Here is a 16,740-nt window from a genome sequence, read left to right on the forward strand (position 1 = left end):
GCGACGGCGTGCAGCCTGGTGATCGCTTCGCGTGACTCTTCAATGGCACTCTTAGTCGGCTCGGCTCCCTCAGGATCTCCGTCACGAGGTTGGCGTACGCGAAGTCCCCCGTGCGGGTGTAGAGGAAAAGGTCCGCGGCGACCGGACCCGGGGCGAGTTGTGCGGCACCGGGATCGTTGCCGCGCGAACCTGTTCGAACGTCCCGGCCGCTCGGCGGCGACCAGTGTTTGACAAGAGCGCAAGCCTCGACTCCGTCGTCGAGCTCCTGATCGGCACTATGAGTTCGTTTGCCGGCTCGAGCTCCAGAACAGCGCGGGACTCGATGAGCTGCGTGAACTGATCAGCTGAGATGTCGACCCCCGCGGCCTCGCGCGGATGGTGTCCGGGCCGTCGAAGCCCGCGTCCCTGGCTCTGCGCCACAGGTCCTGCATAGCGGTTCTACGGTTCTCCGGGTTCAAGCACTTCTCGAGCAGCCACAACAACCGCCCGTGCCCTCGTTCCACAACGGGGTACAGACCCCACCAGGTCAGTCGCCGTGAGAGATCACCCGCGACTGCTGGGGCCCAGTTCGAGACCCCGAGGTATCCGAGAGCGCCCACCCACGCAAGGTACCGGGGCATGTCGTCGATCGCCCGACGGAATTCAGCGAGCGAAATGCCGTGCGGGGGTTTCGCGCGGAGTCGACGCTGATCACGCAGAGCAAGAGTCGCGGCGGCCATGCAGAACTGGGGGCCGAAGTCCTCCCCTGCGGTGGACAACGCCCGCTGCGACCAGCGGTTGAGGATCTCCTCGACCACGGGCTGGTAGATACGTTGGTTGATCGGCCACTCCCGAAGCTTCGTGGTGGCGCTCGAGACAACAGCCAGCACGATCTCCTCGGCCTCGGCGGCCGAGTTGGGTAAAGGTGCCTCTGCCAGCTTCGCCAAGATCTCGGCTGCCGACTCCGCTTCCACCATCAGCCGAGATGTCAGCGCACCGAGCTCCGTCGTCGCCAGCGCCCCGCCGCCCTCGACCACGAAGCCCTTGGCCACGAGGAAATCCACCGCCTCATCTACCTGGACAGAGTCGCCGGACTGTGCGAACGCGAGCGTCTCCTCGAACCAGGTAGCAGCCGATTCGCGGTCCGCGATCGATCCGAGAAGCACCTCGGCGAGGATCACATCAGTGAGTTGAGCAGCGACATTCGATCTAGCAACATACCCGTCGGAAAGCTTGCGACGCCATACCAATTCCTCGTCGTCGGGCACCAGCAGGTAGCCGAACCCCTCTGGCTCGTGCCCGGCGCGTCCCGCTCGGCCCAGCATCTGCTGCGCCTGGCTGACTTCAAGCGGTGTGTCCTTACCGAGCGTCAGATCCCGGATCACGACGATCCTCGCCGGAGTGTTGACGCCCGTCGACAGGCCCGAAGTCGCGACCAATGTGTTGATCGACCGTTCCTTGAACGCCGACAGTGCACGACCCGCGTGCGGGGCGTCGCGGAAGTGCACCCCGACACCGCGGCGGAAGCACTCGTCCACCAGCCGCTCCGCGTCACTGGCCGGGCCGAAATCGATACCCGCTGCGAGGGCTGCGGTCCGCAACACGTTGTTCTTGGTTCCACAGAACACGAGAACGCTGGCCTCGTCCCGATCACCGTCCAGGCCCGCAGACTCCTCGGCGGGCGCCGGCCGCACACTATTAAAGACGGACCGGAACGCTCCGTCCTTCGCATCCTGGACTTCACCGAACCGCCCCGGCGGCTCCACCACGTACGGAACGTACTGCGTCGTCAGAATGGTTGGGCGCCAACTTACCTCGATGAGCTCCGCGTTGAACCAGTTCGAGAGCTCTTCGGCGTTCGACACCGTCGCCGAGAGAGCCACTATACGAGTCCGCTCGGATACCGCCCGCAGTCGCGCGATCAGCGCTTCGAGAGTCGCACCACGCTGCGGGTCCCCGACGAGGTGGACCTCGTCGACGACGATGCATCCGACCTTGCCGATGAACTCCCGCAAGGACGAGCGCCGATACAGTGCCTCGAACTTCTCGGTCGTTGCTACCCAGAGCTGCGCCTTCTGGATGGTCTCGCTCGCGATGTTCGTCTCGCCCGTCAGTTCAGCTGCGGACACTCCGTGTGCACGCCACCGCCGCGTCGCCTCACCGATCTCCGCAGCCAACGCGCGCGCAGGCAACAACCACACGGCCGGACGCTTCTCCTCGATGATCGAGCGGAGGACAGCGACCTCACCGATCAGCGTCTTGCCTGCGCTCGTCGGCGCCACAATCATGACGTGACCGGATGAATGCAGGATTGCCGGTACCGCCTTCGATTGCAAGGGATTCAAGCGCGAGTAGCGTGTCATGAACGGCAGCAGCTGTTCAGGGATCAGTCTGTCGGTGGGCGTCCACTCCTCGTCTCCCACGGCCGCCGCAGCTCTGTTCGCAAGCAGACGCTCAAACCCTGAGACCAACTCGTCCACCGCCGCATGGTCCACGATGAGATTGCCCGAGTTCTGGTTACGGTCGATCTCGGTGCGCGTGAAATTCATCGAATGCGTCAGTGCGACGTTATCCGCTACGAGCTCCTTTTCGTGGATGTAGCGCACTGCGACTACGCGAACACCGGCTTGGCGGAGCTCGCGATGCGCGGCATCGTTCGACGACTCCGGCCGCGACAAAACCAACACGTCAACGCCTCGGCGGCCGGCGGCCGTCACCACGTCAAGCAACTCCCGCGCCTTACCGCTGACATCCCACCACGGAACCTTGATCCAGACCCGGCAGCGCGCAGAGGTGACCATCTCGATGAGTTGGTCGAAAAGTGAGCCGCCGCTGCCGTAGGTCGAGAACCGCTGCTGACCGTCCACGCTTCCCCCTCGAATGCACACTCCTACGCGACCCCGACATATCGTACGAGGATTACGTCGGTAGGTTCGCCGGTCTGGGGCTGCGAGGTCTGCGGGACACGATTTGCGGCACTCGGGCGACGGGCGTGCCGTCGCGGCAACGAATTTGTGTCAGACCCCGCCCGTAGGGTGACAGGTATGTCTGGTTGCACCGCTCCTGTCTACGGTCATCGCTCGGCGAGCGCTGCCTCCAACTGCCCCGTCTGCCGCAACCGGTCCTCCGCGCGGCGTCCGTCGTACTACGATCCCCCGCCCGCCGGCTCCATCTACCGCAGTGGTGGGAGCGGCGGCCGACTCAGCTCGACCGGAGTCGGGAGCAGTCGGTCTAGGCGCACCCGCTCGGGCAACACCGCGTCGTACTCGAGTTCCGAGTGGCGCTCGATCGAGCCGCTGGTCCAGAAGGCCGAAGAGCAGGCCCGCGCGTTCCCTGCGAAGAAGGACCTGTTCCTATGCCACGCGTGGGACGACCGGGAGGCCTCCGCTGCCGCCCTCTACGAGCTGCTTCTCTCCTACGGCGCGACCGTGTGGTTCAGCGAGCGCGATCTAGGCCTGGGCAAGTCGCTGCTGCGAGAGATCGACCGCGGCCTCGCGAACTCCCGCATCGGCATCGTCCTGGTCACCCCGGCGATGCTGCGGAGTCTGCTCGCGGAGGGCGTCGCGGACAAGGAACTGTCGGCGCTACTGGCCACGGACAGGGTCATCCCGATCGCGCACGAGACGACGTTCGAGGCACTACGCGAGGTGAGCCCGTTGCTGGCCTCGCGTTCTGGGCTCGATACCGCTGAGTCCTCAATGGAGGATGTCGCAGCGAAGATCGCTGCAGCAGCCGCCGCGCTGGCCGAGATCGACTGACGCCGCTATGGGCGAGGCCCGTCGTCCGGTTGCGAGCCGTTCGGCTCCCGTGAGGGCGCGGGTGGCCTCGTGGACGAGCCCTTGAGGAGTTGACCCGCGTGCGCGTCGACATCGTCGAGTCCGTCTCAAACGTCGGCGGCGGCGCTCTGTGCAGAGCCGCATGCTGCGAGGCCGCGGTCCCAGTTCCGGGGTCGAGCGGCGCCGACGTGGGGGATTCCACGGGCGTAGGTTCGCGGGCGGGAGTGGGCCGAGGCGCGGTGTGACGGTGGGCGAAGCGCCGCCCGTCATGTGCGCGAGCAGCTGGGCGCCGTTCGCGCTGGCGCTGAGTGGACGGCCGCGTCGATCGGCCGTGCGCCGATCCGTCGAGTGGGGAGAAGCTCGGCGCACCGTCAGGGATGGGCATTCGCCGCATCCACACCCACCACCCCGGAGAAAGCGATGCGGGAATCGAGGTGTCCGCGATCAAGGTGCAAGGCCCGAGATATCCAGGAAACGTCCTCCACCCTCGGTCAGACAACGACGTGGAGGTGCGCGCTGTGGCTTACAGCAACCCCTCAGCCTGGGCCAGGATCGCGCTCGGGGTCGTGTCGAGGGCCGCAGCCAAGTCCCAGAGCCGATCGACCTGCGTCGACGCCTCTCCCGTCTCGATCCGCGCAATCGCCGCACGACTCACGCCACTAAGCCTCGCGAGCCCCTCCTGGCTCAGCCCCGACGAAAGGCGTGCTCGCCGAAGCGCTTCGCCGACAGCATCTCGACGCACCCTTCGTACCCGCCTCTGCGCTGAGGAAAGCGACGACTCGGGAACTGGCACCGACCGATTGTCGTCGGTACTCCACCGCCGCCTTGCGACCCACACGGTTTGTATCGCACGCGATACTACAGCGTGTCCCTTTGGAGTCGCACCTCCACAGCCCTGCATCGCACGCGATACAGGCAAGTCAGTACGCTCACCCCGTGGAATGGATCGAACGCGGCTCTGCACCCCGCCGAAACGCGGCGCCACGCGGGCACTGGAGCCGCCTTCGGATCCGGTTGTCCGCACTTGAGGACGCGACACAGGTGACCGCACTATTCGCCTGCCCCGCCTTCGGCGCTTTCCTGCTTGCCGGTCGTCTCCGTCGATCGGAAGCCACAGGGCTTCGCTTGATCGGACTGCAGGAGATCGCGACAGCTTCTGGCGCGCCGGCACGACACCTACTCGACGTCGCGGCCGGCGTCGACCCCCACCTCGAAGGCTCCGGACCGCAACTTGATGGCCTCGCAATCAAAGCTCCGACACTCGTGGCCGCGCAGTTCAGCTCGTTCGGAGATCCTGTCCATGTCGTCGGTTTCACGATTCAGGGCCACGACGGTCAGCTGGGCGTCGGCCGCCACATCATCCGAACTGGACTTCGCACCGGACACTCGCTTGTCTCGCTGCAATCCGCCCACGGGCCGGCGTCGCTCCGCACCCCACCTCGAAACCTGACTTCCTGGGAATCGACCCTCTACCCCGGCCTCTGATCGCACCATCCGCGCCGTACCGTGCAGGAGTGCCACAACGCAGCGGAGTCTGGGACGTCGGGACTTCGTCGAGTGCACGGCAGCGTAGCTCTTGGGCTCCGCGCGACCGGTACAGGCGCAACGACGTGATCTTCCTGATTCTGGTGACAAGGCCGTGGTCTTAGATCACTACCGAAGCAGATACAGGCGTGATTCGGGCACGTTCGCTGTGGACACTTGCGCGTCGTGACCGGTCGTCAGCGGCGCTGGTCCACTTCCAACACGAGAATAATGGCGCGCTCGACACTCGCGACTCTGTCAGACTTGGTTAACATGAGCGACTCACAAGATCGTTCCCGCCCGATAGACCTGCAATGGACAGGTGTGGACACCGCGACGCTGTCGATCAGGGACCTCGGAATCGATCTGACCGGGGACGAAGTTGAGCAACTCATTGAAGCCCTATTCCCTCGCTCACCTGCCGATCGCGGGCGCGAGCATATCCGACGACTTAGCGATTGCCTCGACGAGCTCCACGCGACCGACAACGGCGCACGCGCTCACGATCTGGCGCCAGCGACCGATAACGCCGACCTCTCCTGGCTCGACCTACGACTCGCCCGACCGTGGGACCACAGCATGACGCAACCAAGACATAGGGCTCAGTGGCCTGAGATCGGCTGACCCCGCGCGGTACAGGCCCGCGGTATTCGACGGGCCCCATCACCAGATGCCCGGCAGCATCGCCAGCGTTCCAGGCGGCAGACGATGAGATCGGACTCGGCACTCGCCACGTCAGACACCACCTTGTCAGCTCCTCTGCCGGCACCGGTAGCAAGGCAGCTGGAGCTCAGTGTCAGACTGCCTGAAACACGGACTACTTGTCGCACAGTGGCGCTAGTGTCCTGGCATGGCTCGACCACCTCGATGGCAGTCGACGCTGGACGCGAGCATCGAAGAGGCGTGTCTGGCTGTCCGGCTCTACAACGACTCGGCGGAAGCCCGCGCGTTCGAGGGGTTCGTCATCCACATGCATCTAGCATGGCTCTACCTCCTGCACGCCGAATTTGTCCGCGACGACGTCGACTTCCGCTACTGGGACCCGAACTTCAAGAAGCGCCTGATCAAGGTCGACGGCGAACCCAAGCGCTGGGAACTCGAGCGTTCGATGAAGGAGCGTTGGCCGGCCGACACAGCCCCGGTGCGAGCGAACCTTGCCCTGTTCATCAAGCTGCGCAACCGCCTCGAGCACCGCCACGCCCACGCCGACGACGCCCTCATGCTCAACCTGGCCGGCCACGCGCACGCGCTACTCGTCAACTACGAGACGGAGCTGACGGAGCAGTTCGGCGACACGCAGTCACTTGCCCTGCGGCTGCGACTGCCGATCTTCGTCGGCACCTTCACATCCCAAGGCGAGCAGGCGCTCCGCAGGTTCCGCAAGACGCTCCCGGCTGACCTGCGCGGCTTCGTCACCGACTACGAGTCAGGACTCGACGAGGCGATCGTCAACGACTCGCGCTACGAGTTCCGGCTCCGTGCGATGGTCGAGCTCGCCCCAAAGGACCCGGACGCGGTTGCGATGCAGTTCACACGGTACGAGGACATGACCGACCAAGAGCGCGCAGTCGCCGAGGAGATGGGCCGTCGTGGACAAGTGATCGTGCGCGAGCAGAAACGGCCCGTGTCCGGACTCGGCCGACTAATGCCGAAGCCGGCAGCCGCCGAAGTCGAGGCTGGCATCCCCTTTGCGTTCAACCAGGCCCACTTCACGGCGGCTTGGAAGAGAAAGAAGGTCCGCCCACCTAGCGGTGACCCAAACCCGGACAGGACGAACCCCGACTTCTGCGAGTACGACGAGCCCACGAAGTCGTACCGCTACACCAAGGCGTACGTGAGCCATCTCATCAAGAAGTGCTCGACGCCTGAGGGCTTCGCGGACATTACGGGCACGGCGCCGCGACTCAAAGCGTCCGCTGACTAATAGAAGACTCATGCTGCCCGCGCCCGTGGTTGAGCTTTGCGACTCACGTCCACGCCACCCCACGCTTCCTGTGTGGACCTCTCGAAGCATGGCTCCGGGGCGTCGAGCGGCGGGGTGTCCGCCGCGGCGGGTCATCTCCGTCAGCCCACCCCGACGCCACTAATAGTTCTCCCGAACATATTGGTAGATGCGGTCGAACAGGTCGCCCTTGATCGGGAGCGAGTAGTTCTTCAAGACCGCACGCAGCTCTCGTCGAACTGACTTGTCGCCAGAGTCGCTCGAGGTCCAGCCCGTGTAAGCGACCTCGCCGACGATCGCGTCGATGCGTTCGACGATCTCCGGGACGATCTTGTGCAGCCCTTCCGGGGTGTTCTCTTCGACGATCTGCGTGAGGACACCACGCTTCGGGTCGGCGATGCGCTCCAGCGTCTCCTCGTCGCCCTCCTCTGCGGCGCGGTCGGCCGCGACGACGTCCTGGGCGACCTTGAGGGCTTCCTCGAGGAATGCCAGGGAGTCCTCGACGTTCTCGATCGCCTTCGCCCGGAGCTTCTCTATCCGCTCGGCGAGCGACTTGTACACCGGGCTGTCGGTGTCCGCGAGCCGACGTTTGAGGCGGGCCTCGATCGAGTCGAGCACGTCCTGGTACACGTCGCCCTTCCCCTTGTCGGGCGGATCGTCCGGGAGCTTCAGCTGCGCCGCGATCCTCTTCAGCAGCGCCAGGCCGGCGGCGTCGAGCGTGACCGTCCGGGACGCCATCGACTTCACGGCGACCTCATTCATGTGGCCATGGATGAGCTCGGTGGTCTTCGCGCCGAGGCGGGCCCACAGAAAGGCCTTGGACACGTCCTTCGGCCGGATGGACTCGTACACCTTCGCGAGCCAGTGGTACTGCTGCTTGAAAGGCAGCAGCATCGGGTGGGGGTCGAGGAACTCCCAGACGGTCTGCAGCGCGACGTAGCCCTCGACGAACTCCGTGCGCTGCGTGCTGTCTTCGGGGATTCGCTCGTGCGCCTGCGCGAGGGACTCGAACGAGGCGTCGGTAGTGTCGATGCCTACGAAGAGGTGCAGGAGCTTGGTCAGGTCGGTGACGAACTTGCCGGCCAGCTTGGAGGCGTCGACGACGTCCAGGTCGTCGTCCTCGCCATCCTTGGCCTTCGGGCCGGCGATGGCGTTGCCGATGGCCTTGGCAAGGCCGATGTAGTCGACGACGCGGCCGAAGTCCTTGCGCTGCCCCGTGATCGGATTCTTCCACGGCCGGTTCGGCCGGGTGATTGTCTGGAAGAGGTTGGCGTCCTTGGCAGGCTTGTCGAGGTACAGCACGCCCTCGATGGGCGCGTTGAAGCCGGTCATCCACTTCGCGGTGACCACGACGAACGACATCGGGTCGTCGACCTTCTTGAACCGGCGCTTGAGCGCCTCCTCCTGCTCGGGCGTCAGCAGGTACTTCTTGAGCTCCTTGGGCGTGTCTTTGCTGTCGGCGACGTGCATCACCACGCCGACCTCCCGCTGCTTGCCGTCGGGCATGACGGCACCGCGGCGTTTCAGCTCGCCCTCGATGGCCTGCGCGTAGGCGACGACGAGGTTCTGGTTGTAGGCGACGACCTGTGCCTTCTGCCCCAACGGCGCGACGAACGCCAGGAAGTGGTCGACGATGTCGGCGCACACCGCCGCGACGCGGTCGGGGTTGGACAGGATCGTCTCGATGTGCGAGGCCTTGCCCGAGAGGTAGACCTTCTCCTCCTCGTCGAGGTCCTCCTCGTCCGCCAGCTCGTCGAACGCCTCGTCCAGCGCCTCCTTGTCAAGGCTGAAGCCCACCGACCGGCCCTCGACAACGACAGGTCTGGTGAAGCCGTCGGCGATCGACTGCTCCGGTGTGTACCGCGACATGATGAAGTCCGGGTCGTTCGGGTCGCCGAAGAGCTTGAACGTGGAGCGATCCTTGTCCCGGATCGCGGTGCCGGTCGCACCGAAGAACTTCGCATACGGCACCGCCTCCCGCCACGCCCTGCCGAACTTCCCCTCCTGAGAGCGATGCGCCTCGTCGACGAGCACGACGATGTTCGAGCGGTCGTTCAGGTGCCCGGCCTCGGCGAACTTGTGCACCGTCGTGATCACGACGCCGGGCTCGTCGCTCTTAAGCAGGGCGAACAGCTCGCGCCGGTTCTTGGGCACGCTCATGCGCGGCATGCCGGCGGTCTCGAACATTTCCGCGGTCTGGCGCACGAGGTCCTTGCGGTCGGCGATGACGATCACCGTGGGCGCGCCGCCGAACTTCTCGACGACGGCGTCGTCGCGCAGCAGCCGCGCCGCGGCGAAGGCCATCAACTCGGTCTTGCCCGAGCCCTGGTGGTGCCAGATCAGCCCGCCGGGCCGGTCCGCAAGCACCTTGTCGTGGATCGCCAGCGCCGCCTCGAACTGCGGATAGCGCGGCAAGAGCTTGATGTCGATCTCCGAGGCGTCCCGCGCGTGCCGGAACATCACCAGGTCCTTCAGGATCGGCAGGATAGTCTCCGGCCGCAGGAGCAGCCGCGCGGCGCGCTCGACGCGGGCGGGGCCGGTGACGACCTTCGGGTCGTCCTCGGTCGAGCCCCACGGAGCCCAGATCTCGGAGTCGGGGTCCGGGACCGCTCGGATCGGGGCCATGCGGAACTCGAGTCCCTCGGTGGCGACGTTGAAGACGTTGGTGGCGAAGAAGTTCGGGTACTCCTCCTCGTAGACGTCGTAGAGGTCCTTCGCGGCGTTCACCCACGAGACGGAGTGCTTGACAGGCGTCTTCGTCTCCGCAACCACGAGCGGGAAGCCGTTGACGTAGTAGACGACATCGAACCGCCGGGTCTTCACCGCCCCGGTGATGGTGACCTCGTCTGCGACGACGAACCGGTTGCTCTCGATGCTCTCGAAATCGATGAGTCTCCGCGGCACGTGTTTGCCGGTGATCGTCGGGAACGCGTGGTCGCCGCGCAGCATCACCGTGAGCCGCTCGTTGGCGGCGACGAGGCCGTTGTGGGCGTCGAGGATCGCCTGGTTGATCTCGTGCATCACGAGGTCTGCTGACTCCGGATCGTCGACGAGTTCGGGGTTCAGCGCGAGCAGTGCCTCGCGAGCCCAGCTCTCAATGACGACGTCGTGCTCTGTGCGCGGCAGTTCGTCGCCGGGGACGTACTCCCAGCCGGCTTCTTCGGCCCACTCCAGCAGGGACCGCTGGATCGTGCTCGTCTCTGTCCAGCCCATGTCAGGACACCTCCGTCAGGAGACTGTCGTAGGACTCCGGGATCTCGATCTCCTGGTTCAGAAGGGAGGTTAGGAGGGCAGAGCGGAAAGTACGGAGGCTGGTGAGTTCGGCTTTGCCCACGCGGATGGCCTCAATCACTGCGTCGCACGTCGCCACATACGCTTCCTGCTCCGCGATTGTGTCCGGAACTGGGATCTTGATAGTCCCGAAACTTTTCTTGTTAATCTTCTGCATGGATTTGTTGGTGCCCGACGCCGAAGCAGTGATTCGTGCTCGGAACTCGTTGGCTGAGAGTAGATGCTCCAGGTAGCTGGCGAGGCACCGTGATTCATCCAGCCGGATTCGCCAGATCAGGTCCGGCATGTAGGTATCGGGCGGAACGTCAACGGCGACCGCGACGTAACCGACACGCTCGGGTGTATTTGACCGCGTAATAAGCAGGTCGCCATCGCACACAAGGTGAGTCTTCGTGTACCCCGAGGGATCATCGAGCCGCTTGGCTTCGTTCGCGTCGAACCACCCGAGCTGCACGGCGCTCAACTTCAAGACACGCGCCTTGCCTTGCACAGGTTCCTCGCCTTTTGTTTGGACGCTCTTGCCGCTGTCGATGCGTTGCACGATGGATGAGATGGACACCTCGTCAGAATCGGGTACATCGGCACGGAGTGCACTCAGCGTGCGAGCCTTCGCCTCAACCTCCTCGGATAACGCAAGGATCTGCGCGTCAACCGCGGCCATGACGTCGACGATGCGGCGCTGCTCCACAAGCGACGGGAGTGCGATCCGATAGTCGTTGAACTGCGACTCTTTCCAGCGGTTCCGACTGGCCGTCGTCCCGGTACTGACGCGCTCGATGCCCTCCCACACCTGCGGCTGTCGGAAGTGAAGCATCAGAAACTCGGGAAGCAAGTTCGAACGGTCGCAGTCAAAGACTGGAAACTCGTTGGACACGTACGATTCTTCAAGGTCAGGGCCCACCAGCCCGAAGGCGCCCTTCCCGGCGAAGAGCCGGTTGTAGATGAACTGACCGCTCCGCACGCGGAAAAATCGAGTTGCCTTCGAGGTCTCGGAAGTGACTGTCTCCCGACGAAATGGACCTCCCGCGTACAACCTGACGCCGAGCAGCGAGTACGACTCACCATCGACAACCCTCACGACGTCTTGCACCTGCGTGGTCACGTCGCTAAGCCGGGTCGGTGCCCACTCACTCATCGGATGCCTCGAACATGCTCAGATCGATCCCGGCCGCCGCGAGCTTCTCGAACATCGCATTCTCGGTCTCAAGGCGACGCTGCCTCGCGTCGGCGTACTCGACCAGCGCCGTTCCAAGATCCGCAGCCTCATCTGCGGCAACCTTGATGTAGCGCCCGATGTTGAGGTCGAAGCCGTTGCCCTTGATCTCATCGAAGGGCACCAGGCGCACGTTCGTGCCGCCTTCGCCATCGGGATCGTCGCCCGTCCGGTACGCCTCGACGAGGAGATTGACGTCGTCCTCGCTCATCCGGTTCTGGTTCTTGCCCTTCACGAACCTGGCCGAACCATCGACGAACAGCACGTGGTTCTCGCGGTCGGTGGTTTTCTGGTCGCGGAAGATGAGCAAGCAGGCAGCGATCGTCGTGGAGTAGAAAAGGTTCGACGGCAACCCGATGACGGCCTCAAGCAGATTCTTCTCGATAAGGCACTGCCGAATCCTCGCCTCGGTCCCGCCGCGGAACAGCGCACCATGGGACATCACGACGCCTACGCGGCCGGTGCCAGGGTTCATCGATGCGATCATGTGCTGAACGAAGGCAAAGTCACCGTTCTGAGCCGGCGGCACCCCACAGATCGCCCGTGGATCCGCCGCCCAGCCGTCGGCCCCCCAGTTCGACAGCGAGAATGGCGGATTGGCGATCACTGCGTCGAAGGTACGGACTGCGCCACTGGTGTGTTTGAACGCGGGCTTCCGTAGGGTGTCGCCGCGCTTGATGTCGAAGTCTTCGATCTCGTGCAGGAACAGGTTCATCCGGGCGATCGAGGAGGTCGTCAGGTTGATCTCCTGGCCATACAGTCGCAGTGTGCGGTGGTCCATGCCGGACTCGCGCAGCTGGTTGATTGTGGCTACCAGCATGCCGCCCGAGCCGCACGCCGGGTCGTAGACGGTCTCGCCGGGCTGCGGCTCCAGGATGCCGACGAGCAGGTGCACGACCTCGCGTGGCGTGAAGAACTCGCCGGCCTTCTTGCCTGACTCGTCGGCGAAGTTCTTCAGCAGGTACTCGTAGCCGGCACCGAGCAGGTCGTGGGACACCGTCGACGGATCGAGCCTGATCTGGTTGAAAGCCTTGATCAGGGCCAGCAGGGACGACTCGGGGATGCGCTCCTGGTTGCCCCATGACGCGTCACCGAAGACGCCGGCCAGCGATCGTGGGTTCGCCTGCTCGATCCGCTGGAACGCCTTCGCGATCTCCGCTCCGAGGTTCTTGACCTTGCCAGTGACCTCGGACCACAGCGTGCCGTCGGGCATCTCGAACCGGTGGAAGTCGGCCTCGATCTCGTCGTCCAGGTCGTCGCCGTACTCATCGATCGCCTCGTCGTGCTCGTACACCCACGTGTCGGAGATCCACTTCCAGAACAGCATCGGGAAGACGTAGGTCTTGAAGTCCGCGGGATCGACCGGGCCGCGCAGTGCGTTGGCGGCGTCCCACAGCCGGCTCTCGAGTTCTTGCTGGGTGATCGTCACAGGGCGTGTGCTTCCTTCGGTCGGGTGAGAACTACTTGATATCGCGGCCCGCTGACATCTTTCCATTCGGGTGGAGCGTCGTTTAGTCGATCGCCGCGACGAGCAGTTGGTGTCGCGGTATGACCGGAGGCGATCGCCACGAGCGCCCCCTACGCGCTCAACCGCCGCCGATCTCCCGCCGCATGCACTCGACCTCCGCCGCGGCGTCCACGGCCCCGGAGTCGCGGAGCATGCCCCAGTACTCGCGCTGCTCGGCGAACAGTCGCTCGACGTCGTCAGGCAGCGCCGCGGGCTCCTCGTCGAACAAGTGGTCGCGGACGACGGCGAGGTCCTCGGCGCAGTCGCGCACGATCCGCCTCGACTTCACGACGAACGCAGCCTTCTCGATCACCACGAGCCGCAGGCCGTGCTGCGGGATCAGCGCGCGCTTGCGCTCGTCGTAGATGCGTCGCTGCTCGCCGCGGCCGACGCCGGAGACCGTCCGCCGGCGGTCGAAGAACGGCGAGGGCTGCGAATGCTGTTCCTCCTGAAACTCAACGACGAGGCCCAGGTCCGGCCAGTACCCGTCGACGGGGAGCTTCGCGCCGCGGGGACGCGCGGGCGACGGGTCGCCGCGCAGCCAGTCGAACGTGGCCTGGCGATCGCCCTTCCTGCCGAGCACCTCGTCGCAGAGGTCCAGCACGTAGTGCTCGTCCGATCCCGCCCTCCCGCTCACACCGGTCATCCTCGCAGGCACGTCGCGCGCACCGTCGGGTCGGTGCTGCGTCAGGAGTCAGTGGTGCCGCCGCTCAGGCGCGCGACCTCCGCCTCGAGCTCGCGGACCCTCGCCTCCAGCTGCGCCCTCGATGGCTTGCGCGCGCCCGCGGCCTCACGGGGCCGCGAGGTCCCGCCGGCCCTCGTGGGCGGTTCCTCCGGGCTCCCGATGGCCTCGCCGTCGATGATGAGCGCTGGGTCGAGTCCGCACTCCGGGCAGCGGGTAGAGCTCGTGAACGCCGCGTGGAGCGTCATGTGGGTGCGATGCGCCGTCCTGACGACGACGTGGCCGCAGTAGAGCCGCAGCCGCCACCTCATGAGCTCGCCCGGCTGCTTGGGAGCTCTGAAGATCCGCGAGAGGGTCGCGATCTGCTCGGGCGACAGCGGAGGCGCGTCGCGGGCGATCTCCTGGGCCGCCGCCTTGATGTGCTCTGCTTCGCGCTGCGCCCTCTCGTGCTTCTTGGTCAGGGCGAACGGCGCGTCCGGGTCGCCGCGCCGCTCATAGTCCGTGAGATCCGCCATCGCCTTCGACGCTAGGTCATCCGGATGCGGAATTGTTGAGCCTTGGCTGGATCAGCTGGTGCGTCGCGACAGGCTCCCCGGACTGCGGTGCGGTATGCCGAACGTGTCGGTAATCCTGTCGGTAACTACGAGAAAGGGGCGGCTTCCGATTCTCTCGGAAACCGCCCCTGACCTTTACCTTTACCTTTAGTAGCGGGGACAGGATTTGAACCTGCGACCTCTGGGTTATGAGCCCAGCGAGCTACCGAGCTGCTCCACCCCGCGTCGATGCGACTGACACTAGCCGAAGCCGACTATCGCCAGACTGGCACCGTCGTCTATGCGCACGGCAATCCGGTGAGCATCACATCGTTTCGCGCAGCAATCCGACGCAAATCAGCCCGGGCTGGTTCCTCTTGACCTGCGACACGATCAGGTGTGCCTGCTGCTCAGACTCCATAATCAGTCGGCATCCCGCAGCTGGCCCGGATTCCCTTTCTCCCTTTGTGTCTGGAACTCGCCGACACTCGCTCGCTGCACGCGGGCACCCGGCGCCGCCGGCCATTCGTCTCAGCCATGCGCTGGTCGCCTAGGTGCTAGGCAGAAGGCACGATGACTTCGTTCGAGAACTACTAACGCCCGCCACCTGGTGGTAACCCTGCGGATAGGCAGCTCCAGAAGCGACACGACGGAGGGCTGCCAGCACACTCAGCCCGTACGGGGTGACCTTCATGGGCCGATCGTGCTCTGCGGGGATGATGAATGCGTGCCCGGTAGCTCGTTCGAGTGCCTTGATTCTGTAACGCAGTGCTTCGGGGGTCATGTGGAGTTGCCGCGCGGCCGAGGCGATGGACGGATGGTCTGCAGCGTGTCTGAATTGTTCGAGCCGTTCGCGCGTTGTTTCGTTCGTTACGGCGGATCGGACCCACTGACGCGGGGTTGGTTGACCGTCATCGCTGGTCAAACTTGCCGCGTGGCTGGCTCCGCCGCGCGGTCGGAGGGGAACTTGGTGTCGCCTGGCCCAGCGGGCAAGGTTGCTGGTGCTCATTCCGAGTTCTTGAGCGATGTCAGGGAGCGTTCGGCATCGGTCGATGTACTGTTCGCGCAGCCAGTCGTGGTCTACCGCCTCCTTAATGCGCTCTGCTGCGGGGATGGTGGGGATTCCGTACTCCTTGAGTAGCCGGCCAACGACCTGTCGACTGACATCGGTACGTGCCGCGATCTTGTTGAGGGACAGTCCTTCCGCCTCATAGAGGGCGAGGAGATGTGCCCTGGGTAGCTGCCGGCGTGCCGACTGCATGGCGGGGCTGCGGGGACGCGACTGTGTGATCGCTTCGGGCTCGAAAGGCAGGGGCGTCGAGGCCAGTTCGAGGCGGACGGCTGCGATGGTCGTGTCGAGTTCGCGAGCGGCCGTCGAGAGGTTCACGTCGGCATCTCGAATCAGTTCGCGAAGTCGATAGGTGTCGATCTCGCCGGGCCGCGTTCCGGGTAGGTCGAGGTCGTCGAGGAGTGTGATTGGTGGTGCCCATTCGACGGGTTCGTCGTCGATGCCGGCGGTTGATAGGAAGTCGTGTGCGTGTTCGAAGAGGGCGTCGCTTAGTTGCGGGGTGAGGTGCCGGGGGAAAGCGGCGATCTTTCCTCGGAGGTAGGAGTCAGTGTTTTGGGCTGGGCATGCGGAAAGCCGCTCTTGGAGATAGCCTCGAGCGATTGCGGCGCGAGCGGGTCCAGGGGATGGGGTCGCGGTGTCGCGGCTGATCTGGCGCCATGTCTCGTCGGGGAGAAGTGTGGTGTAGTTGAGGTTTCGTCGGCGGTTGTAGTCGATTGGGCTGCCGTGTGCGGCGAGGTGTTCGGCGATTCTGGTCAGCGCTGTGCTGACGGCGGGCCAGTGGGGATCAGCTTCCATGAGCTGGAGAAATCTTGACAGTGCGTGGCCGCTGATGTTGCCGCCTGCGCGGAGTGTGGCGTCAGTGAGTGTGGCGCCGGTGCCGACAAGGTGGAGTGCCGCGGACAGGGCTCGGTCGACGTTGGTGCGCCGGGCGTTCGGTGTTGTAAGGATATTTCCGAGCGTTGGCCAGAATTCAGTTGGGACCAAACGAATGTCGAGATCTGCATCGGATCCCAATGATGGTCGTCCGGGAAGCTCGCTTCGCGCCCGATATCGTAGTTGATCGGAGGGCGCCATTCCTGGTGCGAGGCTGGCGATCTGGATGGCGGCGAGCACAGGCGAGGTGGCGTCTCCGCCCCACACGGTTGAGGGTCGGATGCGGTGTTCAACGTCGTAGCTCGCAGGGATGATCCACCGTAGGTGATCCCCGCTGCAGCCATGTCTTCG

11 protein-coding genes and 1 tRNA gene are annotated in these 16,740 nt (G+C 64.9%); 2 read left to right on the forward strand and 10 right to left on the reverse strand.

What is annotated here, in order from left to right:
* Positions 1-275 precede the first annotated feature (275 nt).
* The gene (locus MTP03_RS21940) at positions 276-2,846 is read right to left on the reverse strand and encodes a DEAD/DEAH box helicase (protein WP_248489957.1); all 2,571 of its coding nucleotides are present in this window, start codon (positions 2,844-2,846) and stop codon (positions 276-278) included.
* A gap of 177 nt (positions 2,847-3,023) precedes the next feature.
* Between MTP03_RS21940 and MTP03_RS21945 the strand changes: the two genes are divergently transcribed.
* The gene (locus tag MTP03_RS21945; protein WP_248489958.1) at positions 3,024-3,737 is read left to right on the forward strand and encodes a toll/interleukin-1 receptor domain-containing protein; all 714 of its coding nucleotides are present in this window, start codon (positions 3,024-3,026) and stop codon (positions 3,735-3,737) included.
* 541 nt (positions 3,738-4,278) lie between these two features.
* Here MTP03_RS21945 and MTP03_RS21950 read toward each other — a convergent pair.
* On the reverse strand, positions 4,279-4,656 hold the full coding sequence (locus tag MTP03_RS21950; RefSeq protein ID WP_248492332.1) for a helix-turn-helix domain-containing protein: 378 nt from the start codon (positions 4,654-4,656) through the stop codon (positions 4,279-4,281).
* A 275-nt stretch (positions 4,657-4,931) separates the two neighbouring features.
* Positions 4,932-5,168: a hypothetical protein gene (locus MTP03_RS21955; RefSeq protein ID WP_248489959.1), complete on the reverse strand. Its 237-nt coding sequence runs from the start codon at positions 5,166-5,168 to the stop codon at positions 4,932-4,934.
* A 961-nt stretch (positions 5,169-6,129) separates the two neighbouring features.
* Here MTP03_RS21955 and MTP03_RS21960 point away from each other — a divergent pair.
* Positions 6,130-7,203: a DUF3644 domain-containing protein gene (locus tag MTP03_RS21960; RefSeq protein ID WP_248489960.1), complete on the forward strand. Its 1,074-nt coding sequence runs from the start codon at positions 6,130-6,132 to the stop codon at positions 7,201-7,203.
* 159 nt (positions 7,204-7,362) lie between these two features.
* Here MTP03_RS21960 and MTP03_RS21965 read toward each other — a convergent pair whose 3' ends face one another.
* The 7 genes from MTP03_RS21965 to MTP03_RS21995 form a co-directional block, all read right to left on the reverse strand.
* Complete coding sequence (locus MTP03_RS21965; protein ID WP_248489961.1) at positions 7,363-10,434, reverse strand: type I restriction endonuclease subunit R; 3,072 nt, start codon at positions 10,432-10,434, stop codon at positions 7,363-7,365.
* Position 10,435: 1 nt separating this feature from the next.
* Positions 10,436-11,614 carry a restriction endonuclease subunit S gene (locus MTP03_RS21970; RefSeq protein ID WP_248489962.1) on the reverse strand — a complete coding sequence of 393 codons (1,179 nt, stop codon included), beginning with the start codon at positions 11,612-11,614 and terminating at the stop codon, positions 10,436-10,438.
* Between the two features lie 25 nt (positions 11,615-11,639).
* Positions 11,640-13,154 (reverse strand): class I SAM-dependent DNA methyltransferase, encoded by a 1,515-nt coding sequence (locus MTP03_RS21975; protein WP_248489963.1) that lies wholly within the window; start codon positions 13,152-13,154, stop codon positions 11,640-11,642.
* A 157-nt stretch (positions 13,155-13,311) separates the two neighbouring features.
* On the reverse strand, positions 13,312-13,869 hold the full coding sequence (locus MTP03_RS21980; protein ID WP_248489964.1) for a hypothetical protein: 558 nt from the start codon (positions 13,867-13,869) through the stop codon (positions 13,312-13,314).
* 50 nt (positions 13,870-13,919) lie between these two features.
* Entirely contained in the window at positions 13,920-14,429 is a 510-nt protein-coding gene (locus tag MTP03_RS21985; RefSeq protein ID WP_248489965.1) for a hypothetical protein, read from the reverse strand.
* Between the two features lie 190 nt (positions 14,430-14,619).
* Positions 14,620-14,693: transfer RNA gene (locus tag MTP03_RS21990), tRNA-Met, on the reverse strand.
* Positions 14,694-14,997: 304 nt separating this feature from the next.
* Positions 14,998-16,629 (reverse strand): LysR family transcriptional regulator, encoded by a 1,632-nt coding sequence (locus tag MTP03_RS21995; RefSeq protein WP_248489966.1) that lies wholly within the window; start codon positions 16,627-16,629, stop codon positions 14,998-15,000.
* Between the last annotated feature and the right edge of the window lie 111 nt (positions 16,630-16,740).

Source organism: Tsukamurella sp. PLM1 (genome assembly GCF_023168325.1).
Lineage (GTDB): Bacteria > Actinomycetota > Actinomycetes > Mycobacteriales > Mycobacteriaceae > Tsukamurella.

What these genes read in the sequence shown, in the direction of transcription:
- MTP03_RS21945 (WP_248489958.1), top strand. Translation starts at nt 3,024, where the DNA reads ATGTCTGGTTGCACCGCTCCTGTCTACGGTCATCGCTCGGCGAGCGCT.
- MTP03_RS21950 (WP_248492332.1), bottom strand. Translation starts at nt 4,656, where the DNA reads ATGCAGGGCTGTGGAGGTGCGACTCCAAAGGGACACGCTGTAGTATCG.
- MTP03_RS21965 (WP_248489961.1), bottom strand. Translation starts at nt 10,434, where the DNA reads ATGGGCTGGACAGAGACGAGCACGATCCAGCGGTCCCTGCTGGAGTGG.
- MTP03_RS21960 (WP_248489960.1), top strand. Translation starts at nt 6,130, where the DNA reads ATGGCTCGACCACCTCGATGGCAGTCGACGCTGGACGCGAGCATCGAA.
- MTP03_RS21985 (WP_248489965.1), bottom strand. Translation starts at nt 14,429, where the DNA reads ATGGCGGATCTCACGGACTATGAGCGGCGCGGCGACCCGGACGCGCCG.